Here is a 22,912-nt window from a genome sequence, read left to right as displayed (position 1 = left end):
GGACGGCGCCTCAGCCGAGCAGCGCGTACACCGTCGAGGCCCGTGCGGCGGGCTCCGCCGCGCCCTCGGCGGTCATCGTGATGTCCGCGAACGTCATCCGCCTGCCCAGCTTGGTGATCCGCGCGTCCACCAGTACATCGGCACCGGTCACCGCCCGCATGAAGCTGGTCGACTGCTGCACCGTGGTCATGGGCACGAACGCCCCGCGCGCCGAGGCCACCGCGATCACCGTGGCGGTGTCGGCCGCCGCCATCAGCGCCTGCCCCGACAGCCCGCCCCCTTCCCGGGCCAGCCGCCCGTCCCAGGGCAGCCGCAGCACGGCGTGCGCCTCACCCGCCTCCACGACGGACAGCCCGAGCTCCAGCACCCAGGGCGCGAAGTTGTCGGCGAGGATCTTGTCGGCTTCGACGAGCGTGAGAGTCATGCCGCAATGCTGCCGCCCCGCCCCTCCCCCGAAACCCGTGCGGACGCCCGCCGGCCTGGCGGGAAGAGGCGGGGCGTGGGCGATGAGTCCGGGCGGCGGGCCGGGTCTGCCCCGTATGACACCCGACCCACGACGGCTGCCGGTGAGGGGATGACCACTGTCCACGTTCGAGGGATCGCCCTGGGCGTCGAGTCCTTCGGGGACGACGACGCGCCGCTCGTGCTGCTCGCGGGCGGGCCGACGATGCTCTCCTGGCCCGACGCGCTGTGCGAGCGGCTCGCCGCCGGCGGGCGCCGCGCGGTGCGCTACGACCTCCGCGACAGCGGGGAGTCCGAGGCGACGGATCCGGAGGCGCCCGCCTACACCCTGCGCGACCTCGCCGCCGACGCGGCGGCCCTCGTCGAGGCGCTCGGCGGGGGGCCGGCGCACCTCGCGGGGATCGGCGTCGGCGGGATGGTCGCCCAGGTGGCCGTGCTCGACCATCCGGGCGCGTTCTCGGCGCTCACCCTGATCGGCACCCGCCCGGTCGCCCCCGGCCCGACCGACGACGACCTCCCCGACCACGACGGCACGACGATGGGCCGGCTGTTCGCCCGTCCGGCGCCCGACTGGGCCGACCGCGAGGCGGTCGCGGAGTTCGCCGCCGCCGGCGCGGAGATCCGCGGCGACGACCCCGCCGCCGCGCGAGCGACCGCCGCGCGCGTCTGGGACCGCACGCCCGGCACCGCGCCCCCGGTGCAGCGGGCCAACCAGTTGGGCCTGGTGTTCTCCCGACTCGACTGCCGGCCCCGGTGGCGCGAGCGCCTGCCCGGGATCGCCGTCCCCACGCTCGTCGTCCACGGCCGCCGCGACCCGTTCTTCCCCGTCGGCAACGGCGAGGCGCTCGCGCGCGAGATCCCCGGGGCACGGCTGCTCGTCCTGGAGGACGCCGCCACCGCGATCCCCGGGGCGGCGGTCGGCGAGGTCGCCGGGGCGATGCTCGCGCGCGGATAGCGGAGAGCAAGTCGCCGGACGGCGGCGGGCGGTCAGCGGAGGGCGGATCGCGGACGGCGGACAGCGGACGGCGGCCGGCGGAGAGCGGACGGCGGCCGGCGGCCGGCGGAGAGCGGACGGCGGAGAGCGGACGGCGGACCGGCGGTCAGCCGAGGTGGAAGCCGAGCGCCGTGGCGATGACGGCGGCCTGTTCGAGATCGATCCTGGCGCCGGCCGGGTCCACCGTCAGGGGGTCGAGGGAGGAGAGGTCGCTGCCCCGGAGGTCCGCGTCCTTGAGCTTGGCGCCGTGCAGCAGCGCGCCGGAGAGGTCGCACCGGAGGACGTGCGCGCCCTCCAGGCGGGCGCCGGTGAGGTCGGCCTCGCGGAGGCGGACGCCGTCGAAGCACACCTTGCGCAGGTCGGCGCCGCGGAGGCCGGCGAACGACCAGTCGCCGCCGGTGACCTCCAGGAGCCCGAACGTCGACCGCTCGAAGCGGCTGCCGACGACCTTGCACCGCTCGAAGCGCGTGTCGAAGAAGCCGCACCCGCGGAAGGAGCAGTTGGTGAACGCCGCCCCCGTGTGACGGGAGGCGTTGAAGCGCACCCCCGAGAAGACGCACTCGTCGAAGACCGCCCCCTCGTTGACGACCTCGGTGAAGTCCGTGTCGTAGAAGGTGCAGCCCGTGTACGTGGTCCCGGGGCCGAGCTCCCGGGCGTACCAGTCCTCACCGCGGACGACGAGGTCGCGTACGTCGTGTTCGTTCCCCATGCGCCCATTCAACCGGCCGCCACCGACAACGCGGCCGCTCGGCGTCAGGAGGACAGGAACTGCCCCACGCCCGTCCGCACGTCCTCGGCGTTCATCACGGGCAACAGCGTGATCTTGGCGTCGAGCTCCATGAAGAGCGGCTCGCAGACGACCGGCATCTGGGAGGGGTGCTCCAGGTCGAAGACGATGAACCCGGTGCGCATGCCGTCCACCGAGCCGAAGTACGCCGCCTCGGGCTTCACCCGCTCCAGGAAGGCGCCCAGGACCTCCTCCAGCCGGTTGGCCCTGATCGCCTCGTTGGTCTTCCCGGTGTCCATCTGGCACATCAGCATCGTGCGCATGAGCCCGCCTCTTGTCCGTCTTGTCCGTGGTGTCCGGCCTGTCCGTCATGGCGCCGTCCCGACCAGTGTTCGCGGGCCGGGGCGGACCGCGCATCCGGGCGGAGCCGTCCGGGTGGCGGGTGCAGGGGTGGCCGCGGCGAACTGACGACCCGTCAGATCGCTGGTGGGCGGATCGTGTCACGACCTTGTGCAGAGCGTCACCCACTGCTGACGCAAACGCCGTCGACAAGGCAGACTGTCGGGGGCGGAACCAGCGGTACGGGCAGGGGGAGCTATGGACCGTGAAGACGGGCCGCGGGTGCCGGAGCAGCGCGCCCCGCGCGACGGCGACGGCGCGGTGGGCGGCCTGCGCTTCGGCGTGCTCGGCCCGGTGCGCGCCCGGTGCGACGGCGAACCCCTGCCGTCCGGCTCGCCGCAGCAGCGTGCCCTGCTGGCCGCCCTGCTGCTGCGCGACGGGCGCACGGCGACGGCCGCCGAGCTGATCGACGCCATCTGGGGCGACGAGCCCCCCTCCCAGGCCCTGGCCGCGGTACGGACGTACGCCTCCCGGCTGCGCAAGGTCCTCCCGCCGGGCGTCCTGGTCAGCGAGTCCGGCGGGTACGCGATCCGGGTGCGTCCCGACGCCCTGGACCTGAACGTGGCGCAGGAGCTGGCCGTCGAGGCGGAGAAGGCGCGGGCCGGCGGCGACCGGAACCGGGCGCGGGCGCTGATCGACGAGTCGCTGGGCCTGTGGGACGGCGAGCCGCTGGCGTCCGTCCCCGGCCCGTACGCCGAGACGCAGCGCGCCCGCCTGGAGGAGTGGCGGCTCGGGCTGCTGGAGACCCGGCTGGACCTGGACCTGGAGTGCGGGCACCACGCCGAAGCGGTGTCGGAGCTGACGGCCCTGACCGCCGCGCACCCGCTGCGCGAGCGGCTGCGGGAACTGCTGATGCTGGCCCTGTACCGCAGCGGGCGGCAGGCCGAGGCCCTCGCCGTGTACGCCGACACCCGCCGGCTCCTCGCCGACGAGCTGGGCGTCGACCCGCGCCCGGAGCTGGCCCGGCTCCAGCAGCGCATCCTCCGGGCGGACGCCGAGCTGGCCCGCCCGGTGGAGGCCCCGGCGCCCGCCCCGGCCGTTTCCCGTCCGGCGCAGTTGCCCGCGACCGTGCCGGACTTCACCGGGCGGGCGGCGCTCGTGCGCGAGCTGAGCGACCACCTGGACACGGCCGAGGGCTCCGTGATGGCCGTCTCGGCGCTCGCGGGCATCGGCGGGGTCGGCAAGACGACGCTCGCGGTGCACGTCGCGCACACCGCCCGCCCGCGCTTCCCGGACGGCCAGCTCTACGTGGACCTCCAGGGCGCGGGGGCACGCTCCGCGGAGCCGGAGACCGTGCTGGGCGCCTTCCTGCGGGCGCTGGGCACCCCGGACTCGTCCATCCCCGACACCCTCGACGAGCGCGCCGCGCTGTACCGCTCGACCCTGGCGGGCCGGCGGGTGCTGGTCCTGCTGGACAACGCCCGCGACGCCGCCCAGGTGCGGCCGCTGCTGCCCGGTACGGAGGGGTGCGCGGCGCTGGTCACCAGCCGGGTGCGGATGGTGGACCTGGCGGGCGCGCACCTGGTGGACCTTGATGTGATGTCGCCGGAGGAGGCGCTCCAGCTCTTCACCAAGATCGTGGGCGCCGAGCGGGTGCAGTCGGAGCGGGAGGCGGCCCTGGACGTGGTCGCCTCGTGCGGGTTCCTCCCGCTGGCGATCCGGATCGCCGCCTCCCGCCTGGCGGCGCGCCGCACCTGGACGGTGTCGGTCCTGGCGGCCAAGCTCGCCGACGAGCGGCGGCGCCTGGACGAGCTCCAGGCGGGCGACCTCGCCGTGAAGGCCACGTTCGAGCTCGGGTACGGCCAGCTCGAACCCGCGCAGGCGCGGGCGTTCCGGCTGCTGGGCCTCGCCGACGGGCCGGACATCTCCCTGGCGGCCGCGGCGGCGGTGCTGGACCTCCCGCCGCACGACGCGGAGGACCTGCTGGAGTCCCTGGTCGACACGTCGCTGCTGGAGTCGGCCGCTCCGGGCCGCTACCGCTACCACGATCTGGTCCGCCTCTACGCGCGTGCATGCGCCGCCCGGGACGAACAGCCGCCGGCGGAACGCCGGCTGGCCCTGTCCCGTCTGCTCGACTTCTATCTGTCGACGGCGACCCGGGTCTTCGCGATGGAACGGCCGGGCGACCGCCTGGTCGACCACCTGGAGCCGACCGCGTACGACGGACTGTCCTTCACCGACCGCCGGGCCGCGCTGGACTGGCTGTACACGGAGGCGAACTGCCTGCTGGCCTGCGCCCGGCAGGCGACGGGCGGTCCGGGCCTGCGTACCGCGGTGGACCTGCTGTGGGCCGCCCAGGACCTGGCGGAGTCCGGCGCGAATTCCAAGCTGTACGAGACGGCCGCGCTGACCGCCCTGGCCGCCGCCCGCGCCTCGGGCGACGCCCGGGTCGAGGCGCGCGCCCGGACGTCCATGACGAACGTGCACCTCGTCGCGGGCCGGTACGAGGAGGCGGACCGGGAGGCCGAGCAGGCCGCGCGCCTGGCCGCCGCGGCCGGGGACCCCGCTCCGGTGTACTGGGCCGACAACGACCGGGGCATCATCGCCTTCAACCAGGGCAGGCACGCGGACGCCGAGAAGCACCTGCTGCGGGGCATGGAGGGGTCCCGCGCGGACGGCAACCGCCCGGGTGAGGCCAGCGCCCTGTGCAACCTGTCGCGGCTGCACCTGTCCATGGACCGGGTGCCCCAGGCCATCGAACTGGCGCAGCAGGGCGTCGAGCTGTACGAGCGGATAGGCCACACCCTGCGGCTGGCCAACGCCCAGTACGCCCTCGGGGTCGCCCTCACGCAGGCCCGCCGGCACGCCGAGGCCCTGGAGCAACTGGCGCAGGCGCTGCACCGGTTCGAGACCAACCGGCAGCGCCTGTGGGCCGGGACGACGCACTTCCGCATCGCCCAGACGCACCTGTCCGCCCAGCGGCCGGCCAGGGCCGCCCAACACGCCGAGCAAGCCCTTGCCATCGGCTGCATCGGCGGCGACCGTATCCGGGGCAGTGTGCTGATCACCCTGGGCAAGGCGCTGGACCGGCTCGGGCAGACGGGCCGCGCGCGGGCCTGCTGGCGGGAGGCGCTGGCCCTGCACGAGCAGTCGGGGGCCGCAGAGGCGGCGGAGGCCCGGGAGCTGCTGTCGCCGCTGACCGCCGCATGACCTCCCACCAGGCCGTTCATCGATTGTTTATGCCGGCCCGGCATGCTCGTAGCAGTCGATCCGCCACATCGGGGGACCAGCGGGTCCACTAGCCTTCTGCCCGGCGACCCTCGGGGGAGTCGCCGGACAGAAGGCACGCACACACCATCAGCACCTCACGGGGGACGGATTCATGAGCGCCGAGAAGAAGCTCGAGACGAAGCGCGAAACGATCACGACACTGGGCGACCACCACACGCCGGCCCCGCCGGCCCAGGACCTCATCACCATGGGCGACCACCACACGCCCGCGCCGCCCGCCCAGGACCTCATCACGATGGGCGACCACCACACGCCCGCCCCGCCCGCCCAGGACATCGTCACCACCCAGGGCGACCACCACACGCCGGCGCCGCCGGCGAGCTGACACGGACCTTCACGACGGGGTGCGGCCGCGGCGGCGCGGAGGGGGAGCCGCCGCGGCCGCGGCACGAAACGACGGGGCACCGGACCGAACGCGGTCCGGTGCCCCTCGCGTCGCGTACCGGCTCCGGTAAGGACCGGTCAGAGCGCGTTCTTCGTCGCCGTGGAGACGACGCACTCCTTGTACTCGCTGCCGTCGCCGGTGCCGGTGTACGTCGTCGTGGCCTCGGCCTGCTGGGAGGCGCCGGCCTTGACGGTCAGCCCGGTGACGCTGGCGTACGCCGTGGCGGCGCTCGTACCGCGGAACTTCATGGTGACGTTGTACGTCTGGTCCAGCGAGCCGCTGTTGGTGACCGTGAGCCGGGCGACGAGGTTCTTGCCCGAGTCGTCCATCCGGCATTCGTCGATCTTGATGTCGCGCGAGGCCCGGTCGCTGCTGCTGGAGCCGCCGGGCACGGAGACCCCGCCCGAGCTGCCGCCGGTGCTGTCGCCGCTGCCGCCGGTGGTGCTGCCGGAGCTGCTGCTGGTGTCCGAGCCGGAGCCGCCGCTGGAGCTGCTGCTGGAACTGGAGCTGTGGCCACCGCCACAGCTTCCGCCGTGGGAGCCACGGGCTCCGGTGAGTGCGACGACGGCGATGCCGAAGACGGCGACGGCGCGGACATGGCGGAGCTTCACGTTCAACCCCCGTTGAAAGTGCGAGTGGATGCAGCCCGATCTTGACGGGCGCACGTCACCCTAGCAGCGCGGGAGGGGCCTCCCGTTCCGTCGTGTGGCGCTCCGCTCCCGCCGGGCGTAGCGTCGTGATCGAGAGCCGGACCCAGGGAGGCCGAGGATGATCCGTAACGTCGTCGGCTCGATCCTCGCTCTCGTCGGAGCGACGGCCGCCGTCTGGAGCCCCTTCCGTGCCTGGTACGACGGCCGTCCCGGACGGAACTACCCCGTCGCCGACCTCTTCGGCGGCATCGGCCAGACGAAGGCCGACCTGGCGACCTCGATCCTGCTGCCGCTGGCCGTCGCCGCGCTGGTGACCGTGATCGGAGTGGTGCTGCGGTCCCGGCTGCTGGTCCTCGTCGCGGGCGTGATCGTGCTGGGCTTCACCGTGCTGTGGATGGTCCGCCAGGGGCAGGCCGCCGGCAACCTGAGCGTGGAGTCGGACGGCTCGGGGCTCGGACAGGGCGTCGGGCTGGCGCTGGGCGGCGGCATCCTGCTGTTGCTGGGCGCCGCGCTGATGAGCGGACGCCGACGGGCCGACCGCGAGCCGTACGACACGGAAGGGCGCGGGTGGCGACGCCGCCACCGGCACGACGAGCCGTACGCCGAGCAGCACCCGGAGCCGTACACCGAGCCGTATGCCGACCCCCACGGCCGGCCGGAGCCCTACACCGAGCCCCCGGGGCAGGGACAGTCGTACGGGCAGCGGCCCTACGGGGACGGCTCCGACGAGACCCGCACCGCCGAGTACCCCCGCTACGACGAGGGCCGGTACGACGACCGCCCCGGCCCCGACGAGCCGGGTCCCGGACAGGGCGGACCCGGCCCCGACGCCTGGCCCGGCGGACCGGACCGGCCGCGCGGACCCCACCGCGGGCGCGGCTGAGGCACGCGCCCGGGCGACGGCACCGGCGCCTCGGCCGCTCCGGCCGGGCGACCGACCGGAGCGGGCGACCTACCGCCCGGCGCCGCCGCGGCCCGTGGCCGTGCCCTTCACCGCGTCCAGCGCGTAGACGCACCGGTCCTTGCTGCACGCGTAGACGACACCCGCCCGCGCGACCAGCGAGCCGGTGATCTCGCCGCCGGTGGTGAGCTTCCACCGGAGCTGGCCGCCGCCGGCGTCCAGGGTGTACAGCACGTGGTCGGCCGAGCCGAAGTGGAGCCGGCCGTCGGCCACGACCGGGGCACCGATGATCGGCCCGCCGGCCGGGAAGCGCCACTTCGGGGTGCCGGTCACCGCGTCCAGGGTGTAGACCGCGCTGCCGCTGCCGACGTGCACGTTGCCGTCCGCGACCAGCACGGGCTCGCTGGAGTGGCGGGACTCGGTGGCGATGCGCCAGCGGTCCTTTCCGGTCGTGGCGTCCAGCGCGTACACCGTGCCGAGGTAGTCGGCGAGGTACACCCCGCCGCCGGTGACGGCCGGGCCCGGGGCGAAGGCCGGCGGCGAGAGGAAGACCGCCGGGGCCTCGAAGTGCCAGCGCACGTGGCCGGACATGACGTCGATGGACAGCACCCGGGTGCCGGCGGCCACGTAGACGTACCCGTCCTCCGCCGGGGCGACCCGCACGGGCACCCCGCCGCAGGAGGCGGCGTCCCCGATCGGGTACGACCAGCGCTGCGTGCCGGTGCGCGCGTCGAGGGCCTGGAGCCGGGCGTCGCGCCACACGTAGACGGTGTCCCCGAACAGGGCGGGCCCGGCGTCGGGGGTCTCGAAGTCGGTCTGCGCCCCGGTGATCTCCCAGAGCCGCTCGCCGTTGGAGGCCTCCCAGCCCTGGACGCCGCCGCCGCGCGTGCCGGTGACCACGGTGCCGCGGTCGACCTTGAGCGAGTACGCCCAGGCGTCGGTCTGGAGCCGCCACCGCTCGCTGCCGTCGAGGGCGTCGAGCGCGTACAGCGAGGGTCCGTCGGAGGCGTGGATGCGGCCGCCCGCCACGGCCATCGTCCAGGCCACGTCCCGGGTCTTGAACTGGCGCCGGCCGGTGCCCACGTCCAGTGCGTGGACCTCGAAGGACGTGACGTAGAGCAGGTCGCCCGAGACGACGGGCGTGCCCCAGACGTCGTTGGACATCCGGAACCGCCACGGCCGCCAGTGCCCGGGGCCCGCGGGCTCCTGGGCGCCGGAGCCGGGGGCCCCGGAGGAGCCGGACGGGGCGGAGGAGCCGGACGGGCCGGTCAGGGGCGGCCCGGTGGGGGGCGCGAGGTGCTGCGGGGGCGCCGCGGCGGACCCGGCGGGACCGGACGTGGCCGGGTCGGCGCCGTGCGGGCCGCCGGCGGGGCGGCGGATCCAGCCGGTCGTCGGTCCGGCGTCCACCGGGAAGGCGGCGCGGGTGTCGGCCACGCGGGGCCCGGGTCCGATCGGCACGGGGGCGCCGGGCAGCCGTACGGGGGCGGCGGGGGCCGCGTGCCCGGTGCGCGGGTCGCCGGTGCCGCCCCGCCAGGCCGTGTCCCGGTCGCCGCCGGGGCCGGGCACGGGGGCGGGAGGGGGCGCGGACGGCGGCGCGGGGGGCGGGGCGGCCGGGGGTGCCGGCGGGGGCGGCGGGGTGCTGGGACGGCCGCCCCGGCGGGTCTCGATCATGGCGGTGGCGCGGGCCGGCAGCCACGCCGACGCCGTACCGCTGTCGTCGCTGCCCGAGAACAGGTGCGGTGCGAGCTGCGCCTGGAGGTCGGCCGGCGAGGGCCGCAGTCCCGCCTCCATCTGCATGCACGACTCGATGAGCGGCCGCAGTTCGTCGGGCAGCCCCTCCAGGTCCGGGCCCTCGCGCAGCAGCATGAAGACCGTCTCGACCGGGTTCGCCCCGTGGTAGGGGGCGTGTCCGGTGGCGGCGAAGACCAGGGTGGAGCCGAGCGAGAAGACATCGCTCGCGCCGGTGACGCTGCGGGAGTCCTTCGCCTGTTCGGGTGACATGTAGGCGGGCGTCCCCACGGCGACGTTGGTCATCGTCAGCCGGGTGTTGGAGACGCCGGACGCGATGCCGAAGTCGATGACGCGCGGCCCGTCCTCGACGACGAGGACGTTGGACGGCTTCAGGTCGCGGTGGACCAGACCGGCGCCGTGGATGGACTGGAGCGCCTCGGCGATCCCGGCGGCGAGCCAGCGCACCGCCTGGGCCGGCAGGGGCCCGCACTCATTCACTATTTCCTCGAGCGAGGGCGCCGGGACGTACGCGGTGGCCAGCCACGGCACCGCGGCCCGCGGGTCGGCGTCGACCACGGCCGCCGTGTAGAAGCCGGACACCGCCCGTGCGGCCTCCACCTCGCGCGTGAAGCGGACGCGGAACAGCTGGTCCTCGGCGAGCTCGGTCCGCACCGTCTTGATCGCCACGCGCCGCCCGGACGCCGATCGCGCGAGATAGACCAGGCCCATGCCTCCGGCACCGAGCCGGCCCAGCACCTCGAACGGGCCGATCCGTCTCGGGTCGTGCTGCGTCAGCTGCTCCACTTGCCTGCCACCTCCCCGTCGGGGCCATGAGAGTACGGCCCCGTGCCCCCTGATTCTTCCTGTCCGGGGCGGTGGTTGCGAACCCGGGGGCGGATCGGGGTGTCTCACCTCGTTCCGGACACCGCCGTGAGGGTTCTCAGGCGGCCTTCGGCTCCGCCAGCACGGCGAAGACGGCGCCCTGGTCGTCGGCGATCAGGGCGATCCGGCCGTACGGGGTGTCGAAGGGGTCCTCGGTGACCCGGCCGCCGAGCCGGGTGGCCAGGGCGGCGGTGTCGTCGCAGTCCTCGACGGCGAAATAGGTGAGGAAGTGGGCGGGCATCGCGGCCGGGAAGGCGTCGGTGATCACACTGCGTCCCCCGATGGCCGTATCGTCGCCGGCCCGGGTGCCGGCGGGCGACCAGACGCGGAAGTCGATGGAGGCGTCGTCGAGGTCGCGCACCTGGAAGCCGAAGACGGTCTCGTAGAAGGCGTCCACGGCGTCCTTGTCCCTCGTGTAGACCTCGGTCCAGCAGAAGGAGCCGGGTTCGCCCTGCTTCTCGAAGCCGGGGTGGTCGCCGGGCTCCCAGAGTCCGAAGACGGCACCGCCGGGGTCCACGGCCTGGGCCATGGTGCCGAAGGAGCCGATGGGCATGGGGTCCATCACCATCTGGCCGCCCGCCTCACGGATGCGGCGGGTGGTGGCGGCGGCGTCGGGGGTGGCGAAGTAGACGCCCCAGACGGTGGGCATGCGGCCGTCCCGCTTGGGCGCGAGACCGGCGACCCGCTTTCCCTCGCTGAAGGCGTTGGTGTAGTTGCCGTAGGCCTCGCCGCCCTCGTCGAACGTCCAGCCGAACAGCTCTCCGTAGAAACGCTTGCCGGCTTCGAGGTCGGGGAGCATCGCATCCGCCCAGCACGGCGTGCCCTCTGTGAACGCGGCCATGGACCTGATCCCTTTCCGTGTACGGGCGGGGCGTGTAGTGCCCGTCACGGTCACGCTAAGGGTGCCGGGCGTCCGCCGCAGGGGAGAATTCCCCGGATATGGGTCGCCCATCCCGGTTCGCGGGGGTTCGCGGCCGCCGCCGGGGAGTCCCCGGCCCGTGCTCCGGCGGTTGCCCGCCGCCGTCCCCGTGCGTTGTCCACCGAAGTTTTCCACAGGCTGTTCATAAGCCTATCGGGGTGGCGCGGGGATCCCGAGGTGGCCGAAAACCGCCCATTCGCCCCGGGCGCGGATCCGCGCCCGGGTGGCCGTCGAGGCCCGTACGGGCCTGGTGCGCGGGGCCCCGGCGGCCGCCGCACGGAGGGCCGTCACCCCATTTGCAGTCGGCCGAATCGCGCGCCGATCACCCGTCGGTAAGCTGACGGCATGACAGGACAAGTACGCACCGTCGACGGCCGCGTGGCCGGTCGACGCGGACAGGCGACGCGGCAGAAGCTGCTCGACTGCCTCAGCGAGATGCTCAGCTCCTCGCCGTACCGGGACGTCAAAGTCATCGACGTGGCCCGGAAGGCGGGTACTTCCCCGGCGACGTTCTACCAGTACTTCCCGGACGTCGAGGGCGCGGTCCTCGAGATCGCGGAGGAAATGGCCAAAGAGGGCGCCGGTTTGACCGAACTGGTATCCGGCCGGAATTGGGTCGGCAAGGCGGCCTGGCAGACCTCGGAGGAACTGGTCGAGGGATTCCTCGACTTCTGGCGGAAGAACGATGCCATCCTCCGTGTGATCGACCTGGGCGCCGCGGAGGGCGACAAGCGCTTCTACAAGATCCGGATGAAGATCCTGAACTCCGTCACCAACTCCCTGACGGACGCGGTGAAGGAGCTCCAGGCGAAGAACAAGGTCGACAAGGACGTCAACCCGGCGGCGATGGCGGGCTCACTGGTCGCCATGCTGGCGGCGGTCGCCGGCCACCAGAAGGGTTTCCAGGCCTGGGGCGTCAAGCAGGCCGAACTCAAGCCCCATCTCGCCCTGTTGGTCCATCTCGGCATCACGGGCAAGAAACCGACCCGATAACGCCCCACCCCCGTACGTCCTGTCACGCCGATGGCGGTCCACCTCGTCGACCGCCGTCGGCGTTCCTTTTCCCACGGCCCGGTAACGGTGGCCCCGGGCCGGGACCGGTGACGCATGATGGGCCGATGAGCGACTTCGACGAGACCCTCCGCTCCCTGCGGGTGTGGGACACCGAACTGCCCGCCTTCGACCCGGACTCCGCGCCCGGGGAGCCGCTGCCGCTGTTCCGCGCGTGGTTCGTGGCGGCGGCGGAGGCGGGCCAGGTGGAGCCGCACACCATGTCGCTGGCCACCGTCGGCGCGGACGGGCGGCCCGACGTACGGACGGTCATGCTGCACGGCGCCGACGGGCGGGGCTGGCACTTCGCCACCCATGCCACCAGCGCCAAGGGCCGCCAGCTCGCCGCCGACCCGCACGCGGCGCTCCACTTCTACTGGCCGGCCCAGGGCCGCCAGGTGCGGCTGCGCGGCCGGGTCTCGTCCGGCACGCCCGAGGAGGCATACGCCGACCTGCACGCCCGCTCCACGGGAGCGCTGGCCGCCGCGCTGGTGGGGCGGCAGAGCGAGGTGCTGGGCTCCCTGGACGAGCTGGCGCGGGCGAGCGCGGCCGCCTGGCGGCGCGCCGAGGCGGAGCCGGACGCGGACGCCGACACCTGGACCCTGTACGTGCTCGAACCGGACGAGGCCGAGTTCTTCCAGGGGGACGCCCGCCGCCGGCACGTACGGCTCCGCTACCGCGCCACCGCCGGGGGCGGCTGGGAACGCGACCTGCTCTGGCCGTAGCCCGCACCCCGCCGGGGCGGAGTTCACCGACCGCGTGGCGAGGCTGCCGGGGCTCCCGCCGGCCACCTGCCCGCCTACGAGGCCTGCGCAGCCGCCCCGGACCGCCTCACCGGCCGCCGACGCGGGCGCCCTGCGCGCGGTTCCGGCCGGATCCGGGGGCGGCGGGACACCCGCCCAACCGCGTGCGATTCTTGTCGCGTTGACACGTCGACGCGCATGACCGCACACGACCGAGGGGGACGACCATGACCGTGACGCTGGGCGAGGAGATCACGCTGCTCTCGCTGGACGACGAGTCGGGCGCCGCACGGGAACGTTCGTCGGCCGGATGGGCCGTGGCCGGGGGCATCCTGCTGGAGCTGGCGATGGCCGGGCGGATCGCCGTGTCCGAGGGCCGGCTGGAGGTCACCGACCCGACCCCGACCGGGAACGCGCTGCTCGACGGCCGCCTGGCGGCGCTCGACGAGTGGGCCCGGCGCAAGAGCAGGCGCAAGGTGTCGGACTGGCTGAGCAAGGACCAGTCCAGGGCGGTCCGCTCGACGGTGGAGAGCCTGTGCGAGCGCGGGCTCGTCGTCGAGGAGCAGACCCGGGTCCTCGGGATGTTCCCGGTACGCCGCTACCCCGAGGCGGACGGCTCGGTCGAGCGCGAACTGCGGGCCCGGCTGACGTCGGTGGTGGTGCACGGCGCGGAGCCGGACGACCGCACGTCCGGGCTCGTCTCCCTGCTGCACGCCGCCAAGCTGCACCGGCTGGCGTTCCCGGACATCCCGCGCAAGCTGGTCGAGCCCCGTATGGCGGCGATCGCCGAGGGCCAGTGGGCGGGTGACGGTGTGCGCGAGGCCATCCGGAACATGCAGGCCGCGATGGTGGCGGTCACGGTGGTCACCACCACGACGGTGCTCTGAGCCGCCTCGTACGCTTCAGCCATGTCGGTCAACATCACTTTCACCCTCACGGTCACCGCCCTGGAGAACGAGGCCCAGGCGCGGGAGGTCGTGCGCTCGCTGGACGAGGTCATGGCGGACGAGCGCGTCCAGGACCAGGTGAACCTGGGCGTCGCCTGGGACGCGGACGGCACGGCCTTCGTGTCCGGCGAGACCGACTTCCCGTTGAGCATCACCCGCTTCCACCTGTGGCAGCCGAACTTCGAGAGCTACGTCAGGTTCGCGGTCGACGAGGTCGCGCCGGGCGCGCGGACCACTCTCGACTGGGGCTACCCGGACCTGGAGCGCCGGCCCGCCGCGGGCTAGGGCCTCCGCAGAGTCTCGCCCGCCCCGCGGTTCGGCCGGTTCACGGCATCAGCGGGGCGGCCGGCTGCCGGCGGCGGATGACCAGGGCCATCAGGGCGGCCACCGCGCACAGGGCGCCCGAGGCGTACCAGACCACGTCGTAGGAGCCGAACACGTCACGGGCCAGCCCGCCCGCGAAGGCGACCACCGCCGCGCCCACCTGGTGGGAGGCGAGCACCCAGCCGAAGACGATGGCCGAGTCCTCCCCGTAGTGCTCGCGGCACAGGGCGATCGTCGGCGGTACGGTGGCGACCCAGTCCAGGCCGTAGAAGACGATGAAGAAGACCATCGGCGGGTGGACCGACGGGGCCAGCAGCATCGGCAGGAACAGCAGCGAGACGCCGCGCAGCGCGTAGTACACGGCCAGCAGCCGGCGCGCCTCGAAGCGGTCGGTGAACCAGCCGGAGGCGATGGTGCCGGCCACGTCGAAGACACCGATCACCGCCAGCAGCGACGCGGCCGCCGTCATCGGCATGCCGTGGTCGTGGGCGGCCGGCACGAAATGGGTCTTGACCAGGCCGTTGGTGGACGCGCCGCAGATGGCGAAGGTGCCGGCGAGCAGCCAGAACGGGCCGGTGCGGGCCGCCGAGACCAGGACCGTGACGGTCCGCCGTGCCGCACCGGTCACCGGGGCGGGCTTGGGGACGAACACGTCGGAGCCGTACGGCGTGAGCCCCACGTCCGCGGGGTGGTCGCGCAGCAGGAGCCGGACCAGCGGGACGACGGCGAGGGCCGACAGGGCGACCGTGATCGCGGCCGGGCGCCAGCCGTGGTCCGTGACGAGCCAGGACAGCAGCGGCAGGAACACCAGTTGCCCGGAGGCGCCCGCGGCGGTGAGGATGCCGGTCACCAGACCGCGCCGGGCGGTGAACCACCGGTTGGTGACCGTCGCGGCGAAGGCCAGCGCCATGGAGCCGCCGCCGAGCCCGACGAGGACGCCCCAGTAGAGGACGAGCTGCCAGCTCGCGGTCATCCACACCGTCAGCAGCGAGCCGGTGGCGACGACCGTCAGCGCCAGCGCCACGACCCGCCGGATGCCGAACCGGTCCATGAGGGCGGCGGCGAACGGGGCCGTCAGGCCGTACAGGGCGAGGTTGACCGAGACGGCGAAGCCGATCGTGCCGCGCGACCAGCCGAACTCCCCGTGCAGCGGCTCGATCAGCAGCCCCGGCAGCGAGATGAAGGCCGCCGCGCCGACGATCGTCACGAAGGTGACGGCGGCGACGGACCACGCGCGGTGGACGCGGGGCGCGCGGGCGGCGGGCGGGGGGACGGCCGGGGAGGCCGCGGCGGCGGGGGGCGGAGTCGTCTGGGTCACGTCCGACAGCATCGCGAGCGGCCGAGTACCGTACCAGTGGCCCGGATGCCACCGTTCACTAGGATCGGGCCATGGGTCAGCCGGTTCCGCATCGTGTCGTCGTCCTCGCCCTCGCCGGGCTCCTCCCCTTTGAGCTGGGCATACCGCACCGCATCTTCGGCGGCGCCCGGGACGCCGGGGGGCACCCCCTGTACGAGACGATCACGTGCGGGGTGGCTCCGGGAACGGTCCCGACCGACGCGGACTTCCTCATCTCGGTGGACCACGGGCCCGAGGTGCTGGCCACCGCCGACACGGTCGTCGTGCCCGCCTCGTACGAACTCGGCCCGGTGCACCGGGAGGGCAGGCTCACCGACGAGCTGGCCGCCGCGCTCGCCCACGTCCGGCCGGGCACCCGCCTGGTGTCCATCTGCACCGGCGGGTACGTCCTGGCCGCCGCCGGGTTCCTCGACGGGCGGCCGGCCACCACCCACTGGGCGTCCGCCGAGCACTTCCAGCGGCTGTTCCCGGCGGTGGAGGTGGACGCCGGCGTCCTGTTCATCGACGACGGCGACGTCCTGACCTCCGCCGGGGTGGCCGCCGGCATCGACCTGTGCCTGCACATCGTGCGGCGCGACCACGGGGCGGCGGTGGCCAACGAGGTGGCGCGCCGCACCGTCGTGCCGCCGCACCGGGACGGCGGGCAGGCCCAGTTCGTCCACCGCCCGGTTCCGGATCCGCAGTTCGTCACCACGACCAGGGCCCGCGCGTGGGCCCTGGACCGTCTGCACGAGCCGATCCAGCTACGGGACATGGCCCGGCAGGAGGCCATGAGCGTACGGACGTTCACCCGCCGCTTCCGCGAGGAGGTGGGCGTCAGCCCCGGCCAGTGGCTCACCCGGCAGCGGGTGGAGCGGGCCCGGCACCTGCTGGAGTCCACGGACCTGCCGGTCGACCAGGTCGCGGCGGACGCCGGGTTCGGCAGCGCCCAGTCGATGCGGCAGCACGTCCAGGCCGCGCTGGGCGTCACGCCCACCGTCTACCGCCGCACCTTCCGCGCCGCCCGCGCCTGACCGGGCCGGAGGAACTGTCCACAGCCTGTGCACAGGAACGGCGGTGCGCGTTCCCGCCGGGGTGCTCCCCGGGGGGCGACCTTGGGTGGCGGCGCACGCATGCGCACCCCGAGCACGGCACGGCCGCCGCCACCCGGCTCCGGCGGGCTCACCCCGAGGGCCCTGACAGGAGCCGCCGCCGAGCCGCGACCCGCACTCGCCGAGGGCGTCAAGCCCTCGGCGTCCCCTCGCCACGAATCGCTGCTCCAAGGGTGATCACACGGGCACCAGCCGTCAACACCCCATCAGAGTGGCACCGTTATCCCCGGTGGGTGACGGCGCACGACGGCATGAGTCCCCCTGACTCGCGCACCACCCGCGCCACCGCCGGTGCACCCCGGTCCACTTCGCACCAGATGCTCTTGCCGACCCCCTCCCGCTGCCAGCCCCACCGGTCGGCGAGCCCGTCGACCAGCTCCAGCCCCCGCCCGTTGGTGTCGTCACCGTCGGCGTGCCGCTGGCGCGGCGGGCGGGCGCTGGTGTCCGCGACCTCCACCCGCACCGTCCCCGCCTCCGCGGCACCCGCGCCGAAGAGCATCCGCAGCACGGCCGGACACCCGGTGTGCACCACGGCGTTGGTGACGAGTTCCGAAATGAGCAGCACCAGCGTCTCGGCCAGTGGCTCGTCATCCCCTATCCCGGAACCGGCGAGCCGTGACCTCGCCCATCTCCGGGCCCGACCGACCTCCGCCGGGTCGGGACCGATCTCCAACTGCACCTGAAGCACCTGCACCGCTCACACCATCCGAACCGGCGGACACAACGCCTCGCGTCTCACAGCGACCACAGCCTTCACAGTCGTCACTGAACGTGATTTCCCTGCGGAACAGGATGGTTGACGTACAGTCACCGCAACAAGCGCTTCGGGCATATTCCAGCGCGAAGGAGTACGTGTGCTGCATACTGTGCGACGCACCCCGCGCACAGTCGAACAGGGGGGCGCACCGCGCCGCCGAAGGGCAGGAGAGACGGGCACACCCGGGCAGGGAACCGGCGCACGGGCGGCGCCACCGGAACGCCCCGGCCCGTGAACCACGCGCATTCCACGGACGGTACCGAAGCCGGCGGCCGACTCCGGGCGGTGACGGGCCTCGGGCCCATGACCCGCCCGTTAATCAACGCAGCGTGATCGCGTCACCCGAAAGCGTTCCGCCTTGACCGGCCGGGCTCCGCCGCGCGCGTCTCGTGCGATCACCGCCTCGCTCGCCGAGTACGAGCCGGTCCCGGGGACAGCCATGGGGATGCCCCCGGGGCGGCTCGGTGGAACCCTGGTCAGCCCTGCGGGCCGACCGGTTCGGCGTCCTTGGACAGCGGGACCTGTCCCGTGTTGTCGACGTGCCGCGCGGCGACCCACGCGGCCTTGTCGCGCAGCAGGTACCAGATGCTGTTGCCGTCGATGTTCTGCGCGTTCACTTTGCTGCGCAGGCCGATCTCGGCACCGTGGCTCAGGTTGCCGATGATCGCGGAGTCCGTGCTCGGATACCTCCGCAGGTTGACGCCGATGGTGCTGACGACGGTGCCGAACGGCTGCGGTGGACTGGGCATGATGGCCTCCAGGGGAATGCGGAGCGGCAGAACGCCGTCCGGTATCCGGACGGGTCGCTTGGAGGGTAAGGCCGACTCCCGCCGGTGAGCCGGAGGCGTGCGGGCGGACCCCACGGGCCGCGCCCGGGCGTCATCCTGACGGCTCCGTCCCTGGCGTTCGGCCCGCCCTCACGTACGCGGCGCGGCCGACGACGTGGGCGCCCCCTAGGGCTCCTGGGTCACGAAGTAGCGGGCGAAGGCCGTGACGACCTCCTCCTCGTCGACCAGTCCGCTGCGGTCCAGGTCCAGCGACTCGGCCGCGAGCGCCGCGGTGTGCGACTCGACGCCCAGCACCCGCAGGGCGCGCTCCACCTCCGCCGTCCCGGCCTTCCCGTCGCCGTCCCCGTCGGCGACGGCGAGCAGGGCGCGGACGAAGGGGCGGGCGATCTCGGCGAACCGCTCCGGGTTGTCGCGCAGCCGCTTCACGGCACCGCTGACGAACTCGCCCCGCGTCACCCGCTGGTCACCGTCCACGTCGGCGATCCCGGCCAGGCCCTGCCAGAACGCCTCCGCGCCGCCGGCGAGCGCCTGCCCCTCGTCCGAGCGGAACGGGGTGCCGAACTCCTCCAGCAGCCGGGCGGCCGCGGTGGTGAAGTCCTCGCGGGAGACATAGCCGTTGCCGTCCTGGTCCAGGGCGTCGAACCGCGAGGCGATCCGGCGCTGGTACAACTCCTCTGCGTCCATGCCGGGAGGGTACGACGCGAAGGGGGCGCCGTCACGCCGAGAGTTGCTCGTCCTCCTCGCCGGTGGCCGAGGCGACGTCCGCGTACACAGCGAACAGCCGCCGTACGCCCAGGGCTGCCAGGACCCGGTTGACGTGGGAGCCCTCGACGGCCCCCCGGGCGGGCAGTATCAGCCGCAGCCTGCCCCGGCACGAGTGCAGCAGCCGCCGGGAGGCGATCAGCACTCCCACGCCGCTGGAGTCGCAGAACAGCACCTGGGACAGGTCGAGGACGACGTCGCGCCTGCCCTCCGCGACCGCGTCGTGCACCCGCCGGCGGACGACGGGCGAGGAGACGAGGTCGAGTTCTCCCCGGATGCTGAGCACGGTCCAGGCGCCGTGTTCGGCTTCGTCCACCGTGAGCGTCACGCGCCAACCCTTCGCCGATCCAACCGGGGCACAACGAACCGGAAGCGATGCTTCCTTCGGGCCGCTGCTGCCCCTCCCGTACTCCCATGAAACACGATCCACTCGGAGTGATGAGTCCCTTACCATGCGGAGCCGGCACGATGGGCGCTTGAGGCAAAGAGAGGCGCATTGTCCGTACGGCGCATTACATTCGAGGGGAGTCGGTTCGGGAGGACTTTCCGTATGGCGAAGGACACACCACCGCGCTGGGACCGCAAGATGCAGCAGCGGCTGGCGCGCGGCGAGGCGGCCGCCCTCGGTGAGCTGTACGACCGCTTCGCCTCCCTGGTGCACAACACGGCGCACCGCGTCCTCGACGACGAGTCGGCCGCCGACCGGGTCACCCGCGAGGTGTTCGGGTACGTGTGGGAGAACCCGGACGCGTACGACCCGAGGCGCGAGGGGTCCATGCGCTCGTGGATAGCGAAACTGACCCGCCGCCAGGCCGTCCACCGGCTGCGCCAGGCCGAGGCCAAGGCGCACGCGGAGCGGGGCGGCTCCACCGACGAGCTGGAGCAGAAGGTGCACCGCGCCGCGGTGTCCGCTCGCGCGGACTACATCGTCCAGTCCATGCCGGCGCCCCTGCGCGCCGCGCTGGAACTGGCCTACTTCCAGCGCCGGGACTACCGCCAGACCGCGGCCGACCTGGGCGTGACCGAGGACGAGGCGCGCCGCCGGCTGCGGCTCGGGCTCCAGCTCCTGGCCACCGCGAACAGCAGGCCGCTGGACGGGCGGTCGCTGTGACCGGGCCGCTGGACGGCGGTGGCCACGACGACGGCCGGGAAGGGGTGGGCGGCGTGCCGCGCATACCGGCCCCGCGACGGGCCGCCGACAACTTCGAGGAGCTGCCCGCGCCCGGGACGGCGCCGCCGCCCCTCCCCCACAAGGTCCTCCAGTCCCTGCTCGGCGCGTGGGCGCTGTCCGCGTGCTCGCCCGAGGAGACCACCGCCGTCGAGGAGCACCTCACCGAGTGCGCCCCCTGCGCGGAAGAGGCCCTGCGGCTGCGCGACGCGGTCGGGCTGCTCCACCACGAGCGGGACCTCGACCTCGACCCGCTGCTGCGCTCCCGGGTGCTGGAGAACTGCCTGGGCCGCCGCCCCGCCCGCATCCCCGTGCCCGACTGGGCCGGCCCCTACGACGCGGAGACGGCCCGGCTGGACGCGCTGCTGCGGGACATCGGGGACTCCGAGTGGCACGCCCCGGTGCGGCTCAAGTGGTTCGAGCGCGACCGGCCGGCCAGCCGCCGGACCACCGTCGCGGGGGTGATCAGCCACCTCCAGGCGGTCGACGGCCTGGTGGCGACGGCGATCGGCCTGGACGACCCGCTGTCGCCCAAGACCCCGGCCGAGCGCACCGAGGCCATCTGGCAGAGCGCGCACCACCCGCCCACGAGAGCGGTCCGCGGCCCGTGGCGCGATCAGGCCCACACCCTGATCCGCACGGTGTCCTTCGCGGGCCGCGGGGTGGCCGAACTGTCCGTCTCCTACGGCGACTTCTCGCTGCCCCTCCGGGACGCGCTGCTCGACCGGGCCTTCGAGTGCTGGGTGCACGCGGACGACATCGCGACCGCCGTCGACTACCCGTACGAGCCGCCCAGCGCCGCCCATCTGCACGGCATGATCGACCTGGCGGCCCGGTTACTGCCGGCCGCCCTCGCCGGCCGCCGCCGCGCGGGGCTCGCCGCCCCGGCCCGTCACCTCGTCACGGCCGGCGCGCCCGGCCGCTCGCTCCACCTGGAGGTCGAGGGTTCGGGCGGCGGCGACTGGTACATCGCCCTGGACTCCCCGGCGGCGGTCGGCTCCCCGGACCACAAGGTCGCCCAGGTGGCGCTGGACGGCGTGGAGTTCTGCCAGCTCGTGGCGGGCCACATCGCCCCGGAGGAAGCCGCCGCGGGCCAGGACGGCGACCGCGAGGCCATCCGCGACGTCCTCTTCGCCGCCGCGTCCCTCAGCCGCCTCTGAGCATTCCGGCCCCCCGCCCCCCTGGGGGGACCGGGGGGCCGGAGGCCGGCGGGGCGGAGGCCCGAGGCCTAGGCGAAGACGACCGTGCGGCGGCCGTTGAGCAGGATGCGGCGTTCCGCGTGCCACTTGACCGCCCGGGCCAGTGCCTGGCACTCCACGTCCCGTCCGACCGCGACGAGCTGCTCGGGCGTGACGTCGTGGCCCACCCGCTCGACCTCCTGCTCGATGATCGGGCCCTCGTCGAGGTCGGCCGTCACGTAGTGGGCCGTCGCGCCGATCAGCTTCACACCGCGCGCGTGCGCCTGGTGGTAGGGCTTGGCGCCCTTGAAGCTCGGGAGGAACGAGTGGTGGATGTTGATGATCCGGCCGCTCAGCTCCTTGCACAGGTCGTCCGACAGGACCTGCATGTACCGGGCCAGGACCACCAGCTCGACGCCTTCGGCGCGGACCAGGTCCAGCAGCTCGGCCTCGGCCTGGGCCTTCGTGTCCTTGGTGACCGGGATGTGGTGGAAGGGGACGTCGTACGAGGCGACCAGCTCGGCGAAGTCGGTGTGGTTGGAGACGACGGCCACGATGTCGACCGGCAGCGCGCCGATCCGGGCCCGGAACAGCAGGTCGTTCAGGCAGTGGCCGAACTTCGACACCATCAGCACGACGCGCATGCGCTCGTCGGCGCGGTTGATCCGCCAGTCCATCCCGAAGGAGTCGCCCACCGCCGCGAAGCTCGCCCGGAGCTTGTCCACCGTGACCGGCGTCTCGGCGGAGAAGTGGACGCGCATGAAGAAGAGGCCGGTGTCCCGGTCCCCGAACTGCTGACTGTCCTCGATGTTGCAGCCGGTGATGAAGAGGTAACTCGAAACGGCGTGCACGATGCCCTGTTTGTCCGGGCAGGAGAGCGTGAGGACGTACTGGTCGGTCATCCTGGCAGGATGCCACATCCGCCCGGGACGGCCGGACCTCGGTCCGTCAGGCGGACCCGGCCCCCGACCCGGTCGCGAAGCCCGTCACGCGGAGCCCGTCACGCGGGGCCGGTACGAAACCCGTCACGCGGCCCGGGTCATGATCCGCAGCACGTCCAGCGAGCGCGGCGGCGCGTCCGGGTCCTCGCCGTCGTTGACGGCCAGCCGTACGTGCGCGTCCCGGGCCGCCCGGACCGCCTCGGGCCAGCCGTGGTGGCCCATGTAGGCGGAGACGGGGGCGTCCGGGCCGACCTGGTGCATGATCCGCAGCACTCGCAGCACCGCGACGTCGACCAGCGCGGCCTCGCCCGAGTCCCGGAAGATGGTCCCCACGTACTTCTCGGCGGACCAGTTGTCCAGCCAGGTGTCCTCGACCAGCCGGTACACGGCGTCCGTGACGTCCCCGTACCCCTCGACACCGGCCAGCCAGCATTCCTGGTGGAAGACGGGGTCGGAGAGCATGTGCAGCGCCGAGCGCACGTTGGCGCGCCAGCGCCACCACGGCATGTCGTTGAGCGGCATGCC

Annotated in this window: 25 protein-coding genes; 12 read left to right on the top strand and 13 right to left on the bottom strand. The window is 73.8% G+C overall.

Going from position 1 to position 22,912, the window contains the following annotated elements; all coding sequences use genetic code 11:
- Nucleotides 1-10: 10 nt before the first annotated feature.
- Nucleotides 11-424 carry a PaaI family thioesterase gene (locus ACF068_RS17370; protein WP_392275088.1) on the bottom strand — a complete coding sequence of 138 codons (414 nt, stop codon included), beginning with the start codon at nt 422-424 and terminating at the stop codon, nt 11-13.
- 150 nt (nt 425-574) lie between these two features.
- Here ACF068_RS17370 and ACF068_RS17365 point away from each other — a divergent pair, with 150 nt between their 5' ends.
- A complete protein-coding gene (locus ACF068_RS17365) occupies nt 575-1,417 on the top strand; it encodes an alpha/beta fold hydrolase (protein WP_392275087.1) in 843 nt (280 codons plus the stop codon).
- 145 nt (nt 1,418-1,562) lie between these two features.
- Here ACF068_RS17365 and ACF068_RS17360 read toward each other — a convergent pair whose 3' ends face one another.
- Nucleotides 1,563-2,165: a pentapeptide repeat-containing protein gene (locus ACF068_RS17360; RefSeq protein WP_392275086.1), complete on the bottom strand. Its 603-nt coding sequence runs from the start codon at nt 2,163-2,165 to the stop codon at nt 1,563-1,565.
- A 44-nt stretch (nt 2,166-2,209) separates the two neighbouring features.
- The gene (locus ACF068_RS17355; RefSeq protein ID WP_392275085.1) at nt 2,210-2,506 is read right to left on the bottom strand and encodes a hypothetical protein; all 297 of its coding nucleotides are present in this window, start codon (nt 2,504-2,506) and stop codon (nt 2,210-2,212) included.
- Between the two features lie 274 nt (nt 2,507-2,780).
- Here ACF068_RS17355 and ACF068_RS17350 point away from each other — a divergent pair, with 274 nt between their 5' ends.
- Together ACF068_RS17350 and ACF068_RS17345 are read left to right on the top strand one after the other, a co-directional pair.
- Nucleotides 2,781-5,732 carry a BTAD domain-containing putative transcriptional regulator gene (locus tag ACF068_RS17350; protein ID WP_392275084.1) on the top strand — a complete coding sequence of 984 codons (2,952 nt, stop codon included), beginning with the start codon at nt 2,781-2,783 and terminating at the stop codon, nt 5,730-5,732.
- A gap of 172 nt (nt 5,733-5,904) precedes the next feature.
- A complete protein-coding gene (locus ACF068_RS17345; RefSeq protein ID WP_392275083.1) occupies nt 5,905-6,138 on the top strand; it encodes a sigma-like protein in 234 nt (77 codons plus the stop codon).
- A 137-nt stretch (nt 6,139-6,275) separates the two neighbouring features.
- Here ACF068_RS17345 and ACF068_RS17340 read toward each other — a convergent pair whose 3' ends face one another.
- Nucleotides 6,276-6,527 carry a hypothetical protein gene (locus ACF068_RS17340; RefSeq protein WP_392275082.1) on the bottom strand — a complete coding sequence of 84 codons (252 nt, stop codon included), beginning with the start codon at nt 6,525-6,527 and terminating at the stop codon, nt 6,276-6,278.
- Nucleotides 6,528-6,546: 19 nt separating this feature from the next.
- Between ACF068_RS17340 and ACF068_RS17335 the strand changes: the two genes are divergently transcribed.
- Together ACF068_RS17335 and ACF068_RS17330 are read left to right on the top strand one after the other, a co-directional pair.
- Nucleotides 6,547-6,825 carry a hypothetical protein gene (locus ACF068_RS17335; protein ID WP_392275081.1) on the top strand — a complete coding sequence of 93 codons (279 nt, stop codon included), beginning with the start codon at nt 6,547-6,549 and terminating at the stop codon, nt 6,823-6,825.
- Between the two features lie 141 nt (nt 6,826-6,966).
- Nucleotides 6,967-7,731: a hypothetical protein gene (locus ACF068_RS17330; protein ID WP_392275080.1), complete on the top strand. Its 765-nt coding sequence runs from the start codon at nt 6,967-6,969 to the stop codon at nt 7,729-7,731.
- 69 nt (nt 7,732-7,800) lie between these two features.
- On the opposite strand, the gene ACF068_RS17325 is transcribed toward ACF068_RS17330, so the two are convergent.
- Both ACF068_RS17325 and ACF068_RS17320 read right to left on the bottom strand, forming a co-directional pair.
- A complete protein-coding gene (locus ACF068_RS17325) occupies nt 7,801-10,284 on the bottom strand; it encodes a PQQ-binding-like beta-propeller repeat protein (protein WP_392275079.1) in 2,484 nt (827 codons plus the stop codon).
- 136 nt (nt 10,285-10,420) lie between these two features.
- Nucleotides 10,421-11,203, bottom strand: a complete 783-nt coding sequence (locus tag ACF068_RS17320; RefSeq protein ID WP_392275078.1) for a VOC family protein — start codon at nt 11,201-11,203, stop codon at nt 10,421-10,423.
- Nucleotides 11,204-11,626: 423 nt separating this feature from the next.
- On the opposite strand from ACF068_RS17320, the gene ACF068_RS17315 reads away from it, so the two are divergent.
- The 4 genes from ACF068_RS17315 (at nt 11,627) to ACF068_RS17300 (ending at nt 14,306) form a co-directional block, all read left to right on the top strand.
- On the top strand, nt 11,627-12,274 hold the full coding sequence (locus ACF068_RS17315; protein WP_392275077.1) for a TetR family transcriptional regulator: 648 nt from the start codon (nt 11,627-11,629) through the stop codon (nt 12,272-12,274).
- Between the two features lie 125 nt (nt 12,275-12,399).
- Entirely contained in the window at nt 12,400-13,056 is a 657-nt protein-coding gene (locus ACF068_RS17310; RefSeq protein ID WP_392275076.1) for a pyridoxal 5'-phosphate synthase, read from the top strand.
- Between the two features lie 245 nt (nt 13,057-13,301).
- Nucleotides 13,302-13,961, top strand: a complete 660-nt coding sequence (locus ACF068_RS17305) for a GPP34 family phosphoprotein (RefSeq protein WP_392275075.1) — start codon at nt 13,302-13,304, stop codon at nt 13,959-13,961.
- 21 nt (nt 13,962-13,982) lie between these two features.
- Nucleotides 13,983-14,306 (top strand): hypothetical protein, encoded by a 324-nt coding sequence (locus ACF068_RS17300; RefSeq protein ID WP_392275074.1) that lies wholly within the window; start codon nt 13,983-13,985, stop codon nt 14,304-14,306.
- Nucleotides 14,307-14,346: 40 nt separating this feature from the next.
- Here ACF068_RS17300 and ACF068_RS17295 read toward each other — a convergent pair whose 3' ends face one another.
- On the bottom strand, nt 14,347-15,675 hold the full coding sequence (locus ACF068_RS17295; protein ID WP_392275073.1) for an MFS transporter: 1,329 nt from the start codon (nt 15,673-15,675) through the stop codon (nt 14,347-14,349).
- A gap of 59 nt (nt 15,676-15,734) precedes the next feature.
- Between ACF068_RS17295 and ACF068_RS17290 the strand changes: the two genes are divergently transcribed.
- Complete coding sequence (locus ACF068_RS17290) at nt 15,735-16,715, top strand: GlxA family transcriptional regulator (RefSeq protein ID WP_392275072.1); 981 nt, start codon at nt 15,735-15,737, stop codon at nt 16,713-16,715.
- 298 nt (nt 16,716-17,013) lie between these two features.
- On the opposite strand, the gene ACF068_RS17285 is transcribed toward ACF068_RS17290, so the two are convergent.
- The 4 genes from ACF068_RS17285 to ACF068_RS17270 all read right to left on the bottom strand — a co-directional run bounded on the left by ACF068_RS17285 (nt 17,014) and on the right by ACF068_RS17270 (nt 19,428).
- The gene (locus ACF068_RS17285; protein WP_392275071.1) at nt 17,014-17,487 is read right to left on the bottom strand and encodes an ATP-binding protein; all 474 of its coding nucleotides are present in this window, start codon (nt 17,485-17,487) and stop codon (nt 17,014-17,016) included.
- 539 nt (nt 17,488-18,026) lie between these two features.
- Nucleotides 18,027-18,299, bottom strand: coding sequence for an SH3 domain-containing protein (locus tag ACF068_RS17280; RefSeq protein WP_392275070.1), 273 nt, complete (start codon nt 18,297-18,299; stop codon nt 18,027-18,029).
- A gap of 204 nt (nt 18,300-18,503) precedes the next feature.
- Complete coding sequence (locus tag ACF068_RS17275; protein ID WP_392275069.1) at nt 18,504-19,022, bottom strand: EF-hand domain-containing protein; 519 nt, start codon at nt 19,020-19,022, stop codon at nt 18,504-18,506.
- Nucleotides 19,023-19,053: 31 nt separating this feature from the next.
- Nucleotides 19,054-19,428 (bottom strand): STAS domain-containing protein, encoded by a 375-nt coding sequence (locus ACF068_RS17270; protein WP_392275068.1) that lies wholly within the window; start codon nt 19,426-19,428, stop codon nt 19,054-19,056.
- Between the two features lie 222 nt (nt 19,429-19,650).
- Between ACF068_RS17270 and ACF068_RS17265 the strand changes: the two genes are divergently transcribed.
- Entirely contained in the window at nt 19,651-20,211 is a 561-nt protein-coding gene (locus ACF068_RS17265) for a sigma-70 family RNA polymerase sigma factor (RefSeq protein WP_392275067.1), read from the top strand.
- On the top strand, nt 20,208-21,428 hold the full coding sequence (locus tag ACF068_RS17260) for a zf-HC2 domain-containing protein (protein ID WP_392275066.1): 1,221 nt from the start codon (nt 20,208-20,210) through the stop codon (nt 21,426-21,428). The genes ACF068_RS17265 and ACF068_RS17260 overlap by 4 nt, the downstream gene beginning before the upstream one ends.
- Before the next feature lie 68 nt (nt 21,429-21,496).
- On the opposite strand, the gene purU is transcribed toward ACF068_RS17260, so the two are convergent.
- Together purU and ACF068_RS17250 are read right to left on the bottom strand one after the other, a co-directional pair.
- Nucleotides 21,497-22,348, bottom strand: coding sequence for a formyltetrahydrofolate deformylase (gene purU / locus ACF068_RS17255; RefSeq protein WP_392275065.1), 852 nt, complete (start codon nt 22,346-22,348; stop codon nt 21,497-21,499).
- A gap of 123 nt (nt 22,349-22,471) precedes the next feature.
- Entirely contained in the window at nt 22,472-22,909 is a 438-nt protein-coding gene (locus ACF068_RS17250) for a hypothetical protein (RefSeq protein ID WP_392275064.1), read from the bottom strand.
- Between the last annotated feature and the right edge of the window lie 3 nt (nt 22,910-22,912).

Origin of the sequence: Streptomyces sp. NPDC016309 (assembly GCF_043077235.1) — a bacterium.
Taxonomy (GTDB): domain Bacteria; phylum Actinomycetota; class Actinomycetes; order Streptomycetales; family Streptomycetaceae; genus Streptomyces.
This window is presented reverse-complemented; position numbering and strand designations above follow the sequence as displayed.